17 protein-coding genes are annotated in these 19,813 nt (G+C 71.2%); 11 read left to right on the forward strand and 6 right to left on the reverse strand.

Translation table 11 applies throughout. From position 1 onward, the window contains the following. Positions 1-8: 8 nt before the first annotated feature. From ACIQZO_RS08170 to ACIQZO_RS08210, 9 genes are all read left to right on the forward strand, one after another. Complete coding sequence (locus ACIQZO_RS08170) at positions 9-1,181, forward strand: hypothetical protein (protein ID WP_403621835.1); 1,173 nt, start codon at positions 9-11, stop codon at positions 1,179-1,181. A gap of 137 nt (positions 1,182-1,318) precedes the next feature. After that, positions 1,319-2,563, forward strand: coding sequence for an amidohydrolase (locus tag ACIQZO_RS08175; protein ID WP_403622137.1), 1,245 nt, complete (start codon positions 1,319-1,321; stop codon positions 2,561-2,563). 251 nt (positions 2,564-2,814) lie between these two features. Continuing rightward, complete coding sequence (locus tag ACIQZO_RS08180) at positions 2,815-3,873, forward strand: BMP family protein (RefSeq protein ID WP_403621838.1); 1,059 nt, start codon at positions 2,815-2,817, stop codon at positions 3,871-3,873. A gap of 235 nt (positions 3,874-4,108) precedes the next feature. Continuing rightward, complete coding sequence (locus ACIQZO_RS08185) at positions 4,109-5,767, forward strand: ABC transporter ATP-binding protein (protein WP_403622140.1); 1,659 nt, start codon at positions 4,109-4,111, stop codon at positions 5,765-5,767. Then, on the forward strand, positions 5,764-6,879 hold the full coding sequence (locus tag ACIQZO_RS08190; RefSeq protein WP_403621841.1) for an ABC transporter permease: 1,116 nt from the start codon (positions 5,764-5,766) through the stop codon (positions 6,877-6,879). The genes ACIQZO_RS08185 and ACIQZO_RS08190 overlap by 4 nt, the downstream gene beginning before the upstream one ends. Further along, complete coding sequence (locus ACIQZO_RS08195) at positions 6,876-8,138, forward strand: ABC transporter permease (RefSeq protein WP_403621844.1); 1,263 nt, start codon at positions 6,876-6,878, stop codon at positions 8,136-8,138. The genes ACIQZO_RS08190 and ACIQZO_RS08195 overlap by 4 nt, the downstream gene beginning before the upstream one ends. Then, complete coding sequence (locus ACIQZO_RS08200; RefSeq protein ID WP_403621847.1) at positions 8,135-8,533, forward strand: cytidine deaminase; 399 nt, start codon at positions 8,135-8,137, stop codon at positions 8,531-8,533. Before ACIQZO_RS08195 ends, ACIQZO_RS08200 begins: the two co-directional genes overlap by 4 nt. Positions 8,534-8,637: 104 nt before the next feature. Beyond that, entirely contained in the window at positions 8,638-9,915 is a 1,278-nt protein-coding gene (locus tag ACIQZO_RS08205; RefSeq protein WP_403621850.1) for a thymidine phosphorylase, read from the forward strand. 232 nt (positions 9,916-10,147) lie between these two features. Continuing rightward, entirely contained in the window at positions 10,148-10,483 is a 336-nt protein-coding gene (locus ACIQZO_RS08210) for an STAS domain-containing protein (protein ID WP_403621853.1), read from the forward strand. Here ACIQZO_RS08210 and ACIQZO_RS08215 read toward each other — a convergent pair. Continuing rightward, on the reverse strand, positions 10,379-11,380 hold the full coding sequence (locus ACIQZO_RS08215; RefSeq protein WP_403621856.1) for a sigma-70 family RNA polymerase sigma factor: 1,002 nt from the start codon (positions 11,378-11,380) through the stop codon (positions 10,379-10,381). The two genes, ACIQZO_RS08210 and ACIQZO_RS08215, sit on opposite strands and share 105 nt — an antisense overlap. Positions 11,381-11,531: 151 nt before the next feature. Between ACIQZO_RS08215 and ACIQZO_RS08220 the strand changes: the two genes are divergently transcribed. Next, positions 11,532-12,929, forward strand: coding sequence for an MFS transporter (locus ACIQZO_RS08220; protein WP_403621859.1), 1,398 nt, complete (start codon positions 11,532-11,534; stop codon positions 12,927-12,929). Here the strand turns inward: ACIQZO_RS08220 and ACIQZO_RS08225 are convergent. Both ACIQZO_RS08225 and ACIQZO_RS08230 read right to left on the reverse strand, forming a co-directional pair. After that, positions 12,926-13,648 (reverse strand): L,D-transpeptidase family protein, encoded by a 723-nt coding sequence (locus ACIQZO_RS08225; RefSeq protein WP_403621862.1) that lies wholly within the window; start codon positions 13,646-13,648, stop codon positions 12,926-12,928. The genes ACIQZO_RS08220 and ACIQZO_RS08225 overlap by 4 nt on opposite strands. 90 nt (positions 13,649-13,738) lie before the next feature. Beyond that, positions 13,739-15,022 (reverse strand): MFS transporter, encoded by a 1,284-nt coding sequence (locus tag ACIQZO_RS08230; protein ID WP_403621865.1) that lies wholly within the window; start codon positions 15,020-15,022, stop codon positions 13,739-13,741. A gap of 62 nt (positions 15,023-15,084) precedes the next feature. On the opposite strand from ACIQZO_RS08230, the gene ACIQZO_RS08235 reads away from it, so the two are divergent. Continuing rightward, positions 15,085-16,062, forward strand: coding sequence for a LysR family transcriptional regulator (locus tag ACIQZO_RS08235; protein WP_403622143.1), 978 nt, complete (start codon positions 15,085-15,087; stop codon positions 16,060-16,062). 30 nt (positions 16,063-16,092) lie between these two features. Here the strand turns inward: ACIQZO_RS08235 and ACIQZO_RS08240 are convergent, their stop codons facing one another. The 3 genes from ACIQZO_RS08240 to ACIQZO_RS08250 form a co-directional block, all read right to left on the reverse strand. Continuing rightward, complete coding sequence (locus ACIQZO_RS08240) at positions 16,093-17,766, reverse strand: BCCT family transporter (protein WP_403621868.1); 1,674 nt, start codon at positions 17,764-17,766, stop codon at positions 16,093-16,095. 237 nt (positions 17,767-18,003) lie between these two features. After that, entirely contained in the window at positions 18,004-19,029 is a 1,026-nt protein-coding gene (locus ACIQZO_RS08245; RefSeq protein ID WP_403621871.1) for a LuxR C-terminal-related transcriptional regulator, read from the reverse strand. 345 nt (positions 19,030-19,374) lie between these two features. Beyond that, positions 19,375-19,746 (reverse strand): cupin domain-containing protein, encoded by a 372-nt coding sequence (locus ACIQZO_RS08250; RefSeq protein ID WP_403621874.1) that lies wholly within the window; start codon positions 19,744-19,746, stop codon positions 19,375-19,377. Positions 19,747-19,813: the final 67 nt, after the last annotated feature.

A 19,813-nucleotide genomic window follows, 5' to 3' on the forward strand; every position in this document is an offset into this window, starting at 1 on the left:
AGCACGTGGTGACCCCCTCCGCCCCCTCCGCCTCCACCCTGGCGTTCGTCGAGAGTCCGGTCCAACTCCTGAACGTGCTGGAGTGGGCGTACGCGCACGCCGGAGCGCAGCCGCAGCTCGGCGGCGTCCCGCGCCAGCGGGGGCGCCGCGCCGACGGCGCGGCCGGCACCGGTCCCGCCCCCCGGCCGGCGGGCGCCGCGTCCTGCCTGCGGATCGTCGTCCTGCCGCCCACCGACCCGATGTCCCGCGGCCAGCTGCGCCGGGTGGCGGCGCTGGCCCGGGACGAGGGGCACGAGGTGCGGTGGCAGGAGGCCCGCGGCAGCCGGTTCGCGCCGCTGAAGGCACTGGCCGAGCTGGCGCGCGACGTACGCGCCGCGCGCACGGTCGTCGTCGGCGACCCCTTCTCGCGCTACGTCCAGCTGCTGCTCACCCTCGTGCGCGCAGAGGAACTGGTGGTGGTCGACGACGGCACCGCGACCATGGAGTTCATGGCCCAGACCGCCCGCGGCGAACGCCTCGTACGGTGGCACCGGGTCGGCGGCGGCGGACTGCCCGGCCGGGTCCGCGAGCTGGTGTACGCACCCGTCTCGGCCACCGCGCGCCGCCGCTTCACCCCGGCCGGTCGCCCCGGCCACCGCGTCGAGGTGTTCACCTCGATGCCCGTCACCGCCCATGGCGGGATGACGCTGCGGATCAACGACTTCGCCTGGACCCGCGCCCGGTTCGGCCCGCCCCGGCTGACCAAGGGCACCGACCTGGTCGGCACCTCGCTGGTGGAGACCGGAGTGGTGGACCCGGACCGCTATCTGGACGCGGTGCGCGCCCTGACCCTGGAGCACGGCGCCGCCCGCTACTTCGCGCACCGCAGCGAGTCCCCGGAGAAGCTGCGCGCGCTGAGCCGGGCGACGGGGCTGGAGATCGTCCGCCCGGACCTGCCGCTGGAGCTGATCGCCCGGCGCGGTCCGGTCGGCCGGACGATCGTCAGCTTCCCGTCCACGGTCGTCCACACGCTGCCGTACGCCCTGACCGGTACCGGGGTCACCGTGGCCGTATGCGATGTGGACCCGGCGTGGCTCACCGGGGCCGCCTCCCCGCGCGCCCGCAGCTTCCTCGCCGGGGTCACGGACACCGCCCGCGATGTGCGCAGACTGCCTGCCCAGGCGGCTCCCACGGCCGGATGAGCGCGCGAGTTTACCCCCGGGCGCATACGGTCATGCGTCCAGAGGTCGGGTTTCTTTCCCCTAACGGCATGAACTTTTCGTGATCCCCGGCCAGTTGACCCGTCCGTGGGCCTACCCTTCAACGGGTGAACCAGTTGATGTCCCGCGAGTCCCAGACCGCCCAGCCCGCCGCGTCCGACCGGCCCGAGCTGCCCGGCAAGCTTCCGGACCACCTGCGTACCGAACTGATCGCCTTCCGCCGGGACTTGCACATGCACCCGGAGCTCGGACACCAGGAATTCCGTACCACCGCGGCGATCAAGGCCCGGTTGGAGAAAGCCGGCCTGCGACCACGGGTGCTGAAGTCCGGCACGGGCCTGATCTGTGACGTGGGCACCTGGGACGGGGGCCGGCCGATGCTGGCCCTGCGCGCGGACATCGACGCCCTGCCCATCCCGGACGCCAAGACGCACGTCCCGTACCGGTCGACCTTCCCGGACCGCGCCCACGCCTGCGGCCACGACGTGCACACCGCGGTGGTCCTCGGCGCCGGGCTGGTCCTCGCCGAGCTCGACCGGCAGGGGCTGCTGCCCCGCCCCGTTCGGCTGCTCTTCCAGCCCGCCGAGGAGGTGCTCCCCGGCGGGGCCACCGATGCCATCGACTCCGGGGTCCTGGACGGCGTCGGCCGGATCGTCGCCGTGCACTGCGACCCCCGGGTCGACGCGGGGCGCATCGGGCTGCGGCCCGGCCCCATCACCTCCGCCTGCGACCGGCTGGAGGTCAGCCTCTCCGGCTCCGGCGGGCACACCGCGCGCCCGCACCTGACCACCGACCTGGTGACGGCCGCCGCCCGGGTGGCCGTCGACACCCCGGCCCTGCTGGCCCGCCGGATGGACGCCCGCTCGGGCATGGCGGTCACCTGGGGCCGGATCGAGGCCGGGCACGCCTGCAACGTCATCCCGATGCACGCCGAGCTGTCCGGAACCGTGCGCTGCCTGGACCTGAACGCCTGGCACGAGGCGCCCGACATGATCCACGCGGCGATCGACGAGATCGCGACCATGCACGGGGCCAAGTTCGAGATCAACCACGTGCGCGGGGTGCCCCCGGTGGTCAACGACCCGGTGATCACCGAACTGCTGCGCGAGGCGATGGGGGTCCGCTGCGGCGCGGAGTCGGTCGAGGACACCGAGCAGAGCCTGGGCGGGGAGGACTTCTCCTGGTACCTGGAGCACGTCCCCGGCGCGATGGCCCGGCTGGGGGTCCGTACGCCCGGCGACACCGCCAAGCACGACCTGCACCGGGGCGACTTCGATGTGGACGAGTCCGCGATCGCGGTCGGCGTGGAGTTCTTCACGGCCGCGGCACTGATCGACGGGCGTCGCGCGGTGGCCGGCCGGTAGCCGCCGGGTGAACCCCTGTCCACCATCGTGCGGAACTCCTTACAACATCCGCGGGTCTCCCCGCGGGCGTGTCCGGCCCTTGGTGCACAAGGGCCGGACACGTAAGGAGTTACCAATCGGTCACTGTCCGGTTCGCGACGATCCGATAACGACTCATGAACGGGCCTTTAACTGACATCTACGCGCGTTACGATCGCCGCGAAACCAGCGCCGGTCGTGGCGCTTCGGTCAGGTTTTGAAGGAGCCTCCCCTTGCGCCGGATCACCAGGATCGCCACCGTGGGCATCGCGTCCGCGGCGCTGGCCCTCTCGGCCACCGCCTGTGGCGGAAAGAAGTCGTCGGACGCGTCCGCCTCCCCCTCGGAGTCGGGTCAGAAGTCCGCAGCCATCGCGTACGACATCGGTGGCCGCGGCGACCAGTCGTTCAACGATGCCGCCTACGCCGGCCTGAAGAAGGCCGAAACCGATCTGAAGATCAAGGGCGCCGAGGCGGAGCCCACCGACGGTGAGGGTGAGGCCGACAAGGTCCAGCGCCTCACCGAGCTTGCCCGCAAGGGCAACAACCCGGTCATCGGTGTCGGCTTCGCCTACGCCCCGGCCATCAAGAAGGTCGCGCCGAAGTTCCCGAACACCACGTTCGGCATCATCGACGACACCTCGGTCACCGGCGAGAACATCGCCAACCTCGTCTTCAACGAGGAGCAGGGCTCCTACCTGGCCGGCGTCGCCGCCGCCAAGGCGTCCAAGACCGGCACGGTCGGCTTCATCGGCGGTGTCGAGGTTCCGCTGATCAAGAAGTTCGAGGCGGGCTTCACCCAGGGCGTCAAGGACACCAACGCGAACGCCAAGGTGCTCTCCCAGTACCTGACGCAGCCGCCGAACTTCGACGGTTTCGCCAAGCCCGACCTCGGCAAGGCCGCCGCGCAGGGCCAGATCGACGCGGGCGCCGACGTGGTCTACGCCGCCGCCGGTCTCGCCGGTTCCGGTGCCATCGAGGCCGCCTCGGCCAAGGGCAAGTGGGCCATCGGTGTCGACTCCGACCAGTACAACCAGGCGGGCCTGGCGAAGTACAAGGACTCCATCCTGACCTCGGTCACGAAGGACGTCGCGGACTCCGTCTTCAACCTGATCAAGTCGGTCGAGGACGGCAAGCCCACCATCGGTGAGATCCGCTACGGCCTGGACAAGGACGGCGTCGGCCTGGCCGACTCCAACCCGAAGTACAAGGAGATGGCCGAGGTCACCGCAGCGGTGGAGAAGGCCAAGGCCGACATCATCGCCAAGAAGATCACCGTCAAGACCGCGCCGTAAGGCCGTTCCTGACATGTAGTCCTGGTCTCCGGGGTCCGGGAAGCGGTCATCATCGCTCCCGGGCCCCGAGCCACGTTCTGTGATCATTAGTCTGTGACCAGGCGGCCTGCCTGGCCGCAAGTTTTCACTTCCGACAGTGCTACGCGCGTAGAAGCATCGTGGACGCGATACTTTCTCTCCCCGCCCTGTCCCCCCCCCCTGCCTTCCGCTCCTTCCGCGCCAAGGAGAGTGCGTCATCAACGCGTCCAGCCCGCCCCCCGCCGTAGAACTGCACGGCATCACCAAGCGCTTCCCCGGCGTCGTCGCCAACAAGGACATCGCGATCACCGTCCGCAAGGGCACGGTCCATGCCTTGATCGGCGAGAACGGCGCCGGCAAGTCGACCCTGATGAAGATCCTCTACGGCATGCAGAAGCCGGACGAGGGCACCATCGCCATCGACGGGGAGCAGGTCTCGTTCAGCAGTCCCGGCGAGGCCATCGTCCGCGGCATCGGCATGGTGCACCAGCACTTCATGCTCGCCGACAACCTCACCGTCCTGGAGAACGTGGTTCTCGGCGGCGAGAAGCTGTACGGCATCGGTGCCAAGGCCCGTAAGAAGATCAAGGAGATCTCGGACGCGTACGGCCTCGGCGTGCGCCCCGACGCCCTGGTCGAGGACCTCGGTGTCGCCGACCGGCAGCGCGTGGAGATCCTCAAGGTCCTCTACCGCGGCGCGAAGATCCTCATCCTCGACGAGCCGACCGCAGTGCTCGTGCCGCAGGAGGTGGACGCACTCTTCGACAACCTGCGCGAGCTCAAGGCCGAGGGCCTGACCGTCATCTTCATCTCGCACAAGCTGGGCGAGGTGCTGAAGGTCGCGGACGACATCACCGTCATCCGGCGCGGCACCACGGTCGGCACCGCCGACCCGAAGACCGCCACCCCCAAGCAGCTCGCCGAGCTGATGGTCGGTGCGGAACTGCCCTCGCCGGAGACCCGTGAGTCGACCGTGACGGACGTTGCGATGCTCCAGGTGACGGGCCTGACCGTCGCCGCCGGCGACGCGGTCGTCGCCGAGCCGGAGGTTCTGGTACCCGCGCCCGCCGCGGAATCCGCCACCCTGGAGCACGTCGCGGCCGGCCGCCTCCTGCTGGACGACATCAGCCTGACCATCCACAAGGGCGAGATCCTCGGTATCGCCGGTGTCGAGGGCAACGGCCAGACGGAGCTGATCGAGGCCCTCATGGGCATGATGGCCCCCGACGCGGGCGTCATCACCCTGGACGGCACGGACATCACCAAGATGTCGGTGCGCAAGCGCCGCGAGGGCGGGATCGGGTACATCCCCGAGGACCGTCACCGCCACGGCCTGCTGCTCGAGTCCTCGCTGTGGGAGAACCGGATCCTCGGCCACGTCACCGAGGCGCCCAACTCCAAGCGGGGCATCCTCGACCTGAAGGCGGCCCGCAAGGACACCGAGCGGATCGTGCGCGAGTACGACGTCCGCACGCCCGGCATCGAGGTCACCGCGGCCTCGCTCTCCGGCGGCAACCAGCAGAAGCTGATCGTCGGCCGCGAGATGAGCCACAACCCGAAGTTCCTGATCGCCGCCCACCCCACGCGTGGTGTGGACGTCGGCGCGCAGGCGCAGATCTGGGACGCGATCCGCGAGGCCCGCCGCGACGGCCTGGCCGTCCTGCTGATCTCCGCGGACCTGGACGAGCTCATCGGCCTGTCCGACACCCTGCGGGTGATCTACCGCGGCCGGCTGGTCGCGGACGCCGACCCGGCGACCATCACCCCCGAGGAGCTCGGCACCGCCATGACGGGCGCCGCTTCCGGGCGCCTGGAATCAACCGACAACCACTCCGCCGCTGCCGACGGTGACACGACGGAGGACGAGGCCCGATGAAGAAATTCGACAAGGACCGGCTGATCCTCGGCTTCGCCGGGCCCGTCCTCGCGCTGGTCAGCGCGTTCCTGCTGACCATGATCGTGCTGGGGGCCTCGGGCATCGACCCGATCGAGCCGCTGCGCATCATGGTCGACCACGGTATGTACGAGGACGTCCAGGTCCTCATCGTCAACCAGACGGGCACGTACTACCTGGCAGCCCTGGCCGTCGCCATCGGCTTCCGGATGAACCTCTTCAACATCGGCGTCGACGGCCAGTACCGTCTCGCCGCGATGATCTCCGCCGTGGTCGGCGGCGCCATCGCCCTGCCCGGCCCGCTGCACATCCTGCTGATCGTGCTCGTCGCGATGGCGACCGGTGCCTTCTGGGCCGGCATCGCGGGCGTCCTGAAGGCCAAGCGCGGCGTCAGCGAGGTCGTCTCGACGATCATGCTCAACGCCATCGCGACGAGCCTCATCGCCTGGCTGCTCCTGCCGAAGAACCTCGGCGTCCAGGTGGAGGGCTCCAACGACCTGACCACGGGCGAGATCGCCCGGTCCGGCTGGTTCCCGGCCCTCTCCCTCGGCGAGCCGGGCGAGATCTACGGCTTCACCTTCGTGGCCTTCGCCCTCGGCGTCGTCTACTGGTTCGCGCTCAACCGCACCCGCTTCGGCTTCGACCTGCGCGCCACCGGTGCCAGCGAGTCGGCCGCCCAGGCCTCGGGCGTCGACTCCAAGAAGATGATCATCACCGCGATGCTCATCTCGGGGGCCGTCGCCGGCCTGTCCGGCATGCCGGTGCTGCTCGGCGAGAGCCACACTTACACCCTCGTCTTCCCCGTGGGTGTCGGCTTCACCGGCATCACGATCGCCCTGCTCGGCCGCAACAACCCGGTCGGCATGCTCTTCGCCGCGCTCCTGATGGCCTTCATCGACAAGGCGTCCGGTGGCCTCGACTCGGCCGGCTACGCCAAGGAGATCGGCACGATCATGAAGGGCCTGATCGTGATCGCGGTCGTCGTCTCCTACGAGCTCGTCCGTCGTTACGGCATCCGGCGCCAGCAGCAGAAGGTCGGCGAGGAACTGGCCGCGGGCCACGCCATGAAGACCGAGAAGGAGGTCGCGGCGTGAGCGCCAGCACCGTTTCCACGAAGAAAGCGGCACCCGCCACCGGCGGCCGCAAGAAGCTCACCCTGCCTTGGATCATGCTGATCATCGCGGGTGGCCTCGCGCTGATCTCGATGGTCCGCCTGATCTCCGGGGCCAACGACCTGACCTCCATCGGCCAGGTCTCCGGTGCCCTCTCGCTCGCCGTGCCGATCGGCCTCGCCGGACTCGGCGGTCTGTGGGCCGAGCGCGCGGGCGTCGTCAACATCGGCCTCGAGGGCATGATGATCCTCGGCACCTGGTTCGGCGCCTGGGCCGGCTACCAGTGGGGCCCCTGGACCGGCGTCGCCGCCGGCATCATCGGCGGCGCCATCGGCGGCCTGCTGCACGCGATCATCACGATCACCTTCAACGTCAACCACATCGTTTCCGGTGTGGCCGTCAACATCCTGGCGCTGGGCTTCACCCAGTACCTGTCGAACTTCACCTTCGCCGAGGCGCCGGGCGGCTCCTCCAAGCAGTCGCCGCAGGTGGAGCCGATCTACAAGATCACAGTCCCAGGGTTGTCCGACTGGATGGCCGACCTCCAGGGCAAGCACTGGTTCTTCGTCTCGGACGTCGCCGGTGTCATCGGTGGTCTGGTCACCGAGCTGTCGCTGCTGACCGTCGTCGCCCTGCTGCTGATCCCGGCCACCTGGTGGGTGCTGTGGCGGACCACCTTCGGTCTGCGGCTGCGCTCCTGCGGTGAGAACCCCATCGCCGCCGAGTCGCTGGGCGTCAACGTCTACAAGTACAAGTACATCGCCGTGATCGTCTCCGGTGGCCTCGCGGGTCTCGGCGGCGCGTTCCTGTCGATCGTCGCCAGCCCCATCTACCAGGAGGGCCAGACCGGCGGCCGCGGCTACATCGGTCTCGCCGCGATGATCTTCGGTAACTGGATGCCGGGCGGCATGGCCCTGGGTGCCGGCCTGTTCGGCTTCATCGACAGCCTCAAGCTGCGCGGTGGCGCCACGAACGTCCACGCGATGCTGCTGCTGATCGCGATCGTGCTGTTCCTGGTCTGCGCCTGGCAGCTCTACAAGAAGAAGTACCTCCAGGCCGGCATCTCCGCGGCCTTCGCCGTGCTGCTGTTCCTCTGGTACGCGCTGACGGACTCGGTGCCCAGCCAGTTCGTGGACGCCGCCCCGTACGTGACCACGCTGCTCGTGCTCGCCCTGTCGGCGCAGCGCCTGCGGATGCCCAAGGCGGACGGTATGCCGTACCGCAAGGGTCAGGGCAAGTGACCTCCGACCAGGCGGTGGACTGGGAAGCCCTGCGGACGGCCGCCCGGGACGCGATGACCCGGGCGTACGCCCCGTACTCGGGCTTCCCGGTCGGGGTCGCCGCCCTGGTGGACGACGGCCGCGTCGTCACCGGCTGCAACGTCGAGAACGCCAGCTACGGGCTGGGCCTGTGCGCCGAGTGCGGGCTGGTCTCCTCCCTCCACGCCACCGGCGGCGGCCGCCTCACGCACTTCACGTGCGTGGACGGCAAGGGCGAGATCCTCGTCCCGTGCGGCCGCTGTCGCCAGCTGCTGTACGAATTCGGCGGCGACGAGCTGCTGGTGGAGACCCCGGACGGGGTCCTCCCGCTGGCGGCGATGCTGCCGCAGGCCTTCGGGCCCGACCACCTGAGATAGCCGTGCCGACGGCCCTTCGCCCCTGCCGGGGCGGAGGGCCGTCGCTCTTCCGTTGCCCGAACCCCTCTCCTCCCCCTCTCTATGCGCGTAGAAGGAAGCACCTCATGGACGTCATCTCCGTCATCCGGACCAAGCGGGACCGCGGTGAGCTGAGCCCCGAGCAGATCGACTGGGTCATCGACGCGTACACCCGTGGTGCCGTGGCCGACGAGCAGATGTCGGCGCTGGCGATGGCCATCCTGCTCAACGGCATGAACCGGACCGAGATCGCCCGCTGGACCGCGGCGATGATCGCCTCCGGTGAGCGCATGAACTTCGACTCCCTCTCCCGCCCGACCGCGGACAAGCACTCCACGGGCGGCGTCGGCGACAAGATCACCCTCCCGCTCGCCCCGCTCGTCGCCGCGTGCGGCGCGGCCGTGCCGCAGCTGTCCGGCCGCGGTCTCGGCCACACCGGTGGCACCCTCGACAAGCTGGAGTCCATCCCCGGCTGGCGTGCGCTGCTCTCCAACGAGGAGATGCTGCACGTCCTGGACACCACCGGCGCGGTCATCTGCGCGGCGGGCGACGGCCTGGCCCCGGCCGACAAGAAGCTGTACGCCCTGCGCGACGTCACCGGCACGGTCGAGGCCATCCCGCTGATCGCCTCCTCGATCATGTCGAAGAAGATCGCCGAGGGCACGGGCTCGCTCGTCCTGGACGTCAAGGTCGGCAGCGGCGCCTTCATGAAGAACATCGAGGACGCCCGCGAGCTGGCGCGCACCATGGTCGGCCTCGGCACCGACTCGGGCGTCAAGACCGTCGCGCTCCTCACCGACATGTCGACGCCGCTGGGCCTGACCGCCGGAAACGCGCTGGAGGTCCGCGAGTCGGTGGAGGTGCTGGCCGGCGGCGGCCCCGCCGACGTGGTCGAGCTGACCATCGCGCTGGCCAAGGAGATGCTGGACGCCGCGGGCATCAAGGACGCCGACCCGGCGAAGGCCCTGGCCGACGGCTCCGCGATGGACCACTGGCGCCGGATGATCGCGGCCCAGGGCGGCGACCCGGACGCGACCCTTCCGGTGGCCCGTGAGCAGCACGTGGTCACCGCTCCGGAGTCGGGCGTCCTGACCCGCCTGGACGCGTACGGGGTCGGCGTCGCCGCATGGCGCCTGGGCGCCGGGCGCGCGCGCAAGGAGGACCCGGTGCAGGCGGGCGCGGGCGTCGAGCTCCACGCGAAGCCGGGTGACACGGTCACGGCGGGCCAGCCGCTGATGACCCTGCACACGGACACCCCGGAGAAGTTCGACTACGCCCTCGCCTCCCTGGCGGGCACGTACGACATCGCCCCGGCGGGCACGGCCTTCTCCGCCACGCCGATCGTCCTGGACCGCATCGCCTGACCTGCGGCTTCCCTTTCGGGTGAACGGGACCGGTGGACGCCCACCGGTCCCGTTCGTCGTGCTGGGATCGGTGACGAACCGATTGAGGAGCACACCATGACCCCGCACCGGACGGCGCGAGGCCGCGCGGGCGCAGGGCACCGGGTCCCCGTACGCGGGCGCGTGCGGCGGGGCATCGCGCCATTGTGCGCGCCCGCCGATGACTTCCGGCGGACGGCAGAGTCACCCTCTCGTGGAGATCCAACGACTCGTGCTGCCCGGACCCGCGCCGACCGTCCACGACGCGGCGCGGCTGTGCGCGTGCCTGGCCCGGCTGTACGAGAACGGGGCGCGCGCGGTGGAGTGCGACGCGCGGGCCGTCATCGCGCCGGGGCTGGGCGCCGTCGAGGTGCTGGCCCGGCTGCGGCTGACCGCCGGGGGGCGGCGCCTGCGGGTGACGGGGGCCGCGCCGGCGCTCCGGGCCCTACTGGGCCTCGTAGGTCTCGTCGAGCTGCTCGGGGAGGCCGAACAGCGGGAACCACCGGGCGGTGTCCAGGAAGGCGTTGAGCCCGACGATCTTACCGTCTGAGATCTCCAGGACCTGGAGCGCCCACGGGGTGTGGCCCGGCCGCCCGTCCTCGCGCGGCCGGTACTGGCCGAAGGCCGGCATGCCGTTCGCCGTCGTCGGGATCAGCCGGGAGCCCTTGCAGCCGATGCCCTGGTTCAGGTGCCAGGCCGCGATGTCCTCGTGGCCCCGCAGCCACAGGTCGAACGGCGGCATCGACAGCACCGCGTCCTCGTGCAGGAGGGAGGTGAGCCGCGAGATGTCGTAGGCCTCGAAGGCGGACAGGTACCGCTCCAGCAGCTTCGCCTGGTCGGCGTCCAGCGGATCCGCCGGGTCGCTGTCGCGCAGCGACTGCCCGGCCAGGGTGGCCCGCGCACGCTGGAGGGCGCTGTTCACCGAGGCCGTCGTGGTCTCCAGGAGCCGGGCCACCTCGTCGGCCTTCCAGGCCAGCACCTCGCGCAGGATGAGCACCGCACGCTGCTTTGCGGGCAGGTGCTGGAGCGCCGCGACGAAGGCCAGTCGGACGGACTCCTTCGCCAGCGCCATCTCCGCCGGGTCGGCGGTCTGCGGCAGTACCCGGCCGTCCGGGACGGGCTCCAGCCAGGTCACCTCGGGGCGCTCATTGAGCACGGCGGAGGCCTGGTGCTGCGGGGCGGTGAGGTCCATCGGGCGGGCCCGCTTGTTCCCGGCGTTCAGCAGGTCGAGGCAGACGTTGGTGGCGATCCGGTAGAGCCACGACCGCAGCGAGGAGCGCCCCTCGAATTTTTCGTAGCTGCGCCAGGCGCGGACGTACGTGTCCTGCACCGCGTCCTCGGCGTCGAAGGAGGAGCCGAGCATCCGGTAGCAGTAGCCGGTGAGCTCGACCCGGTACCGGTCCATGGCCGTGTCGAGGTCCATTTCGGTGGTCGCGAGATCGCTCATGTCCGTCCGTCCCCCTGGTGGTTCCGCTACTTCGGAACCTACCGGAGGGGTCTGACAACGGCAGCCGGAAGCGCCCTGGGAGCGTCTGCAGGGCCATTTATGTCGTCGTCAAGTTTCTTGACGTCAAGATTGATGTGCGGCAGGCTTCTCCATGTATCTCGACGTCGAGATACATGGGCGGGTGGACGCGGTCGAAACGGGGACTGGGATGCGGCGCGGCGGGGAGATCCGGAAGGCACGACGGGGGGAACCGGGACTGCTGGCGCAACTGCGCCGGCCGCCCGGCGGCCGTGACGCGCGGATCATGCTGCTCACCCAGGCGCTGGACCGCGCGGGCACCGGCGTGTGGGCCGCGTCCTCCGTCCTGTACTTCACCTTCGTCGTCGGACTCGACGCCGGACAGCTCGGCCTGCTGCTCGGCGCGGCCGGGGTGGCGGGCATCGCCGGATCGCCCCTGGCGGGCCACCTCGCCGACCGCTTCCGGGTGCGCACCCTGCTGATCGGCTGCCACCTGATCCGCCTCGGGGCCCTGTGCGTCCTGCTGGTGGTCACCGACTTTCGCGCCCTGCTGCTCCTGTTCGCCGTCACCCACCTGGGAGACCGGGCGGCCAAGACGCTGGAGATGCTCTTCGCCACCCGGGTCGCGGGCGAGCGGCGCGCCACCTACCAGGCGCTGTCGCGCAGCTCGGCGAACGCCGGCTACGCCCTCGGCGCGGGCCTCGCCGCCATCGGACTCGCCATCGGCACCCGGGGCGCCTACCACGTGCTGATCCTCGCCAACGCGCTGTCGTTCCTCGCGGCCGCCGCCCTGGTGTGGCGCACCCGGGAGCCGAGCGGCCACGGGCGGGTGTCCGCCGCCGCACGGTCCGGGGAAGTGGAACCGGGGACGGCCGCCGCGACGGTCGCGCCGGGCCCCTGGCGCGACCGCGGCTACCTGCGATTCGTCCTGCTCGACATCCCGATGAACCTGGACGACTCGATCCTCGGCGTGGGCCTGCCACTGTGGCTGGTCGGCCACACCGCCGCCCCGCACGCCCTGATCCCGGCCTTCCTGGTCATCAACACCGTGCTCGTCGTCGCCCTCCAGCTGCGGGTGACCGCGCGGGTCCCCGACGCCCGCCGGGCAGCGGGTGCGGTCGCCCTGTACGGCCTGATGACGCTCGCCTGCTGCGCCTTCCTCGCCACCGCACCGAGCGGCGGCGCCCGGGCCGCATCGGCGGCCCTGCTCGCCGCGGCCGTGCTGGCCACCGCGGCCGAGCTGATGCGTTCGGTGAGCTCCTGGGAACTGGCCGTCTCCCTCGCTCCGCGGCAGGCGCGCGCCTCCTACCTCGGGGTGGCCGGCATGGCCCAGTCCGTCCAGAAGTCCGCGGGTCCGCTGCTGCTCACCGGCGCGGTGATGGCGGCCGGCCCGGCGGGCTGGCTGGCCCTCGGGGCGGGGGTGGCGGGGCTGTCCCTCGTCCAACGCCGTGCCAGCCTCCGGCGGTTGGACCGCATGGGCGTCACCGGGCCCGCACCCGCGCCCGCCGCGCCCGCAGCCACCGCGCCCTAGGTACCGGGCTTGCGGCCGTACACGTAGACGTCCTCACCCTTCCCGAGCAGGTTCCAGTACGCCTTGGCGTCGGCGGACCGCATGTTCACGCAGCCGCCCGAACCGGGCGGGTTCCACATGCTCTTGGTGGTGGAGTGGAAGGCGATGCCGCCGTCGAAGAACTGCGCGTACGGCATCGAGACGTTGTAGAGCGTCGACCAGTGGTCGATGCTGCGCAGGTAGATCTTCTTCGGGCCGGTCCGGGTCTCCGTGCCGGCTTTGCCGGTGCGGACCGGGGCGGGCCCGTACGCCAGGGTGGCGCCGTCCTGGATCCAGCTCAACTGCCGCGTCAGGTCCACGCAGGCGATCCGCCCGCGGTTCACCGGACAGTCGCCCGCCCTGTTCGGAGTGCTGCCGGCCGCCCGCTGGGCCAGCATCGTATTCATCGTCTGCCAGGTCAGCGGTCCCGCGTAGCCCTGGGTCGGGGTGATCCCGTGGCTCGCCTGGAAGGACCGGATCGCCGTGCAGTCGGCCGCCGACTGCTTCCCGTCCACCGGCCGGCCGAGGAACTGCTCGACCTGCCGCTGATGGGGTCCCGTCGTGAGGTTGCAGGAGGCGGCGGCCTGCGCCGCACCGCCGCCCGCGACCACCAGCGGCAGTGCCAGTGCGGCCGCGCCGCCCAGCACCGCCGCCCGTGCTCCGATCCGTGCTCCGATCCGTGCCCCGGTCCTCGTACCCATCCGGTCCTCCCCTGCTCGCACATCATCGTTCTCCGTATCGAATGCCCGGAAAACAAGCAGAGGTTGCTCGTACAGGGAGCGTAGATTTCGTCAGCGCGCGCCCACGGCCGACGCCGGCATGCGCCGCTCCGCGCGCGCCGCGTGCGACCCGTACAGGGTGATCGACACGACGCCGAGCACCGCCAGCAGCGCGATGCCGACCGTGGCCGCCCAGCCCGCCGAGTGGTAGGCGAGGGCGCCCAGGGTGCCGCCCGCGCTGGAGCCGAGGTAGTACGCCGACTGGTAGAGCGCGGAGGCCTGCGCCCGGCCCGTCTTCGCCGTCCGGCTCACCGCGGCGGAGGCCACCGCGTGCCCCGCGAAGAAGCCCGCGGTGATCAGCACCAGCCCGAGCACGATCGCCGGCAGCGAGTCGGACAACGACAGCAGCAGCCCCAGGGCCGTGGTGGTCACCGCCAGGTACAGCGCGCCGCGCCGACCCGTGCGGGCCACCAGCTTGCCGGCGGCGGCGGAGGAGACCGTACCGACCAGGTAGATCAGGAAGATCGACCCGATCACGCCCTGCCCGAGCGAGAAGGGCTCGTCCACCAGCCGGTAGCCGATCACGGTGTAGACCGCGCCGAAGACCGTCATGAACAGCGCGCCGATCCCGTACAGCCGCAGCAGCAGCGGATCGCGCAGATGACCGGCGACGGTACGCCCCACCGCGCGCGGGTTCAGCGAAGCGGGTCGGAAGAACCGCGCCCGGGGCAGCAGCACCAGGAAGGCCACCGCGCACGCCAGCGACATCAGGGCGACGGCCAGCAGGCCCGCCCGCCAGCCCCACAGCTGCGCGGCCCAGCCGGTGACGAGCCGGCCGCTCATCCCGCCGATGGAGTTCCCCGCCACGAACAGCCCGATCGCGGCCACCAGGGCCTTGGGCCTGACCTCTTCCGCCAGGTACGCCATCGCCGAGGCCGGGACCCCGGCGATCGCCGCACCCTGCACGGCGCGCAGCGCCACCAGCCACTCCACGTTGGGCGCGAACGGCACCAGCAGGCCCACACCGACGGCGATCACCATCGAGCAGGTCATCATCCGGGTGCGGCCGAACCGCTCGGACAGCGCGCTCAGCGGGAGGACGAACAGCGCGAGTGCGCCGGTGGCCGCGGACACCGTCCAGCTGGCCTGCCCCGCGCTCACCCCGAGGCCGGCGGAGATCGCGGGCAACAGCGCCTGGGTGGAGTAGAGGAGGGCGAAGGTCGCGAGTCCGGCGGCGAAGAGCGCGAGGCTCATCCGGCGGTAGCCGGGGCGGCCGGGGGAGAGGGGCTGCGGTGCGGGGGACGACGAGGTGGAGGCACCCGGGATGACGGGTGCCCCGGTATGAACGGGAGGCATGCTTCGACGGTAGGCCCGACTTTTTCATGCGTCCAATGCACAGAATTGCGATAATCGATCCACTGCTGCATCAACCCAGTTCAGGGGCGTGGATGTCGATGAACCGTTACGTAGAAGACATGGCCGTGACAACTTTGCTGGCCCCGCGGCTGGCCTATTTCGTCGCGGTCGCCCGCCACGAGCACGTCACCCGCGCCGCCCACGAGCTGGGCGTCCCCCAGTCCACCCTGTCCCGGGCCATGGTCCGGCTCGAACAGGACCTCGGCGTCACGCTGTTCGCCCGCAAGGGCCGTACGGTCGCCCTCACCACGGCCGGCCGTACCTTCCTGGCTTCGGCCGAGCAGGCCCTGACGGAGATCGGCCGCGCCGCCGAATCCGTACAGCAGGACGCCGATCCGACGGCCGGCAAGGTGGCCTTCGGGTTCCTGCACACCCTGGGCTCCGAGACCGTACCCGGCCTCATCCGCGCCTTCCGCGCCGACCACCCGCGGATCCGGTTCTCCCTCGTCCAGAACTACGGCGAGGCCATGCTGGAGAAGCTCCGGGCCGGCGAACTCGACCTGTGCCTGACCTCCCCGCTGCCGGACGCCCCCGACCTGGTCGCCCGGCGCCTGGACGAACAACGGCTGCGGCTGGTGGTCCCGGACGACCACCGGCTCGCCACCCGCAAGCGCATCCGCCTCGCCGAGGCCGCCGAGGAAACCTTCGTCACCCTTGAGCCCGGCTACGGCATGCGCCGCATCACCGACGACCTGTGCGCGGAGGCCGGGTTCACTCCGAGGATCGCCTTCGAGGGCGAGGAGGCGGAAACCCTGCGCGGCCTGGTCGCCGCCGGTCTCGGCGTGGCCCTCCTGCCGCCCCCGGCCGTGGCCCGCCCCGGCGTGGTCGAACTGACGGTGACCGCCCCGCGCGCCGTCCGCGAGATCGGCCTCGCCTGGCTCGACGGCCACCCCGACACCCCACCGGTGGCGGAGTTCAAGCGCTTCCTCCTCTCCCGCCGCGGCCGACTCATCCCCGAACTGGACCCGCCCGCCGGGTGACCGGCCGTCGGGTGGCAAGGGGGCGGAGGGCTACTTCGTCGGCTCCCGGTCCCGGTCCCGGTCCAGATCCGGGTCCGGTTCCGGGTTGCCGGAGGGGCCGATGCGGATCTCGAAGTCGCCGCCGTACTCCTCGTGGCCCGCGGCCACGGCCACCGCCACGGCCTCCTCGCCCTGTTCCCCCTGGATGATGAGCGGGTCCTGGCGCAGGTCGCGCATGAGTGCCACGCACATCCCGATCATGACCAGGGTGAACGGGGCCGCCACGAGGATCGTCAGGTTCTGCAGTCCGGCGAGCGCGTCGCCCTCGCCGTTGCCGATGAGCAGCATGATGGCCGCGACGGCGCCGGTCAGCACTCCCCAGAAGACGACCACCAGCCGGGACGGTTCGAGGATGCCCTTCTGCGAGAGCGTGGCCATCACGATGGAGGCGGCGTCCGCGCCGGAGACGAAGAAGATCGCGACGAGGACCATGACCAGCAGGCTCATGGCGGTGGCGGCGGGGAACTGCTGGAGCAGCCCGAAGAGCTGTCCCTCGGGGGTGCTCGCCTTGGGGAGGTCGCCGCGCTCCTGGAGCTTCATGGCCGTGCCGCCGAAGACGCAGAACCACAGCAGGCTGACCGTGCTCGGTACGAGGATGACGCCGCCGATGAACTGCCGGATGGTGCGGCCGCGGCTGATCCGGGCGATGAACATGCCGACGAAGGGGGTCCAGGAGATCCACCAGGCCCAGTAGAAGACCGTCCAGCTGCCCAGCCAGTCGGCGACCTCGCCGGCGCCGGTGGCCTCGGTACGGCCGATGAGCTGGGGGAGGTCGCCGAGGTAGGCACCCAGGGACGTGGGCAGGAGGTCGAGCACGATGATGGTCGGCCCGGCGATGAACACGAAGAGGACGAGCACGAGGGCGAGCACCATGTTGATGTTCGACAGCCACTGGATGCCCCGCTCCACGCCCGAGACCGCGGAGGCCACGAAGGCGACGGTCAGGACGGCGATGACGCCCACGAGGAGCGTGGTGCTGACCGTGTCCATCCACCCCAGCTGACGGAACCCGCTGCCGATCTGGAGGGCCCCGAGGCCGAGTGAGGCCGCGGAGCCGAAGAGGGTGGCGAAGATCGCCACGATGTCGATGACCCGGCCGACCCCGCCGTGGGCGTGCCGGGCGCCGATCAGCGGCTCGAACACGGCACTGATCGTCTGGCGGCGGTTGCGGCGGAACGTGCTGTAGGCGATGGCGAGCCCGACGACCGCGTAGATCGCCCACGGGTGGAGCGTCCAGTGGAACAGGGTCGTGGCCATCGCGGTCTGCATCCGCTCGGCGGAATCGACCGGGTGCGTGCCGGGCGGAGGAGTCCCGTAGTGCGCCAGGGGCTCGCTCACGCCATAGAACATGAGCCCGATGCCCATGCCGGCGCTGAACATCATGGCGACCCAGGAGACGGTACGGAACTCCGGGACCTCGTCCTCACGGCCGAGGCGGATCCGGCCGTAGCGGCTGATCGCCAGCCAGAGGGCGAAGACGACGAAGCCGCTGGCGGCGAGCATGAAGGCCCAGCCGCAGTTGTGGATGAGCCCTTCGAGCAGGCTGCTCGACACGCTCTCCAGTGAGTCCGTTGCCACGGCGCCCCACAGCACGAAGGCGAGGGTCAGGCCCGCGGTGACCCCGAAGACCACCTTGTCCGTACGGGAACGTTGATCGGCCGGCAACGGAGCCCCTTTCACCAGGACTGGAAGGGCATGTCATGACAGACCGTCATGCACTAAGGGATTTAACCCCATATCGCCCATGAAAGCGGCAGGCCGCCACCGGATCGCTATCCCGCCCCGCGGGAGTCCCGCCCATCTTCCGGGCTCACCGAGCCGACGCCCAGCCGCGCCGGCGAGGCCGGAGTTGCCCCGCGGGCCGCAGGGCGCCCGCGGCGAGGCTGGATGCGGCCCGGCGGGTCAGTCGGGCGGCGGCGGTGAGGTCGCCAGCAAGTGGCCCGCCTGGAAGCGGGACTTGGCGCCCACCGCGCGCATGATCTCGGCGATGTGCCGCTGACACGTCCGCTCCGACATGCCCAGGCGGCGCGCGATCACCTTGTCCTCCAGCCCCTCCGACAGCAGCCGGACGATCGTCTGCCGCAGCTCGTCCGAGATCGACCGGGCCGCCTCCGGGCTCACCGAGGCGGGGAAGGGCTCGGCGCCGACCCAGGACCGCTCGAAGGCCGCCGTCATGAAGTGCACGACGCTCGGCTCCCGCACCACCAGCGCCGCCCCGCTGCGGTCCGGCACCGCCATCAGCCCCGTGTGGTCGTCGAAGATCAGCATCCGCATCAGCCCGTCGCCCAGGGTCCGCACCCGCGCCCCCAGCGCCGTCACCCGCTCGACGTAGGCCGCCGTGGGCCGGGAGTAGCGTGCCGTGTGCTGGTAGATCGTCCGCATCGAGACCCCGCGCGTCAGCAGCGACTCGTCCCGCCCGATCGACTCCTCCAGCGTCTCCAGCGGGCGGCCCCCGCCGGGCTGCGAGGTCAGCAGCTCCCGCTCGCACGCCGCGACCAGTTCCGTGATCAGCCCCCGTACCGCGCCGAGGTCCGTGACCAGCTCCAGTCGGCCCGACCCGCTCAGGTCCCGGTGCACGGTGCCCGCCTCGTACGCGGGCATCAGCGCCTCCAGCCGCCCCCGCAGCCGGTCCATCTCGTCGTGGGTCTCCCGTACGAGCAGGGCCAGCGGGGCCAGGGCCCGGGCCGCCGCCGCCCGCGGGGCCACCGCGCTCCAGCGGTCCGGGTCGTCGCCCGGGGCCCGCTGGAGCAGGTGCGCCGCGGCCAGCTCGGTGATGGCGGCGGCCGCGCGCACGCCCAGGGCGCCGGTGGCCTCGCACGCGTCGAAGGCGTGCCGCTCGACGGCGTACGCGTACAGGCGCCGGGCGGCGGGGCTCAGTTCTCCGGCGACCCGGGCGGCCCCGGCCGCCCCGGATTCCTCGGCAGGCATATGCGTATGCGTCCCTAGTTATGCGGATTTATAAACCCCTCGTGTTTCCGCAAGGCGGCAAGACGACGCATCGAGGGACATCATCGGCATATTCCGAAGGGGCACAGTGGGCAGCGCGGCGCGAGGGGGAAGCGCGGTGTGCACAGCGACACCCAGGCGAGGACGGGGGCCGTGTCCTGCTGTGCCCGCGGCCGGCCGCGGTGGTCGCGCCCGGTCCGACGGCGCCATCCGACCGTGAGGGGGCGGAGCGGCGGGTACCGAAGGACCGGCGCGATCCCCGAAAGAGCGGGAGGCCGGGCCGCCGTCAGCCGGGCCGCGTCAGCCGCGTCGGCCCGGTCGGCCGGGTCAGCCGGCGTCCGGCTTCGCGTAGTCGCTGTAGCCGGTCCAGTCGAGCACGACGCACGGCTCGTCGCCCAGGACCCAGGCGTCGTGACCGGGCGGGATCCGGACGAACTCGCCCGGACCGAGGTCCGCGCTCTCCCCGTCGTCCATGACCAGCTTCATCCGGCCGCTCACGACGTACCCGGTGTGCGCGGATTGGCAGCTGTCCGTGCCCGCCAGCGGCTTGATGTGCAGCGTCCAGCGCCAGCCCGGCTCGAAGACCGCGCGTCCCACCGCCCCGCCCTCGGCGTTGAACAGGTCCAGCCTGCCCGTCCCGGCCTCGAAGGGGCGCGTCTCATCGGGCTCGTCGAAGTTCCTGTGGACCAATCCACCCATGGCCGGTCGCCTCCGATAGCGGCAGGACACCCCGAGTCCACTCCTCACGGTACGCGCGCCGGGCTCG

It is taken from the genome of Streptomyces sp. NPDC097617, from assembly GCF_044761485.1.
GTDB lineage: Bacteria > Actinomycetota > Actinomycetes > Streptomycetales > Streptomycetaceae > Streptomyces.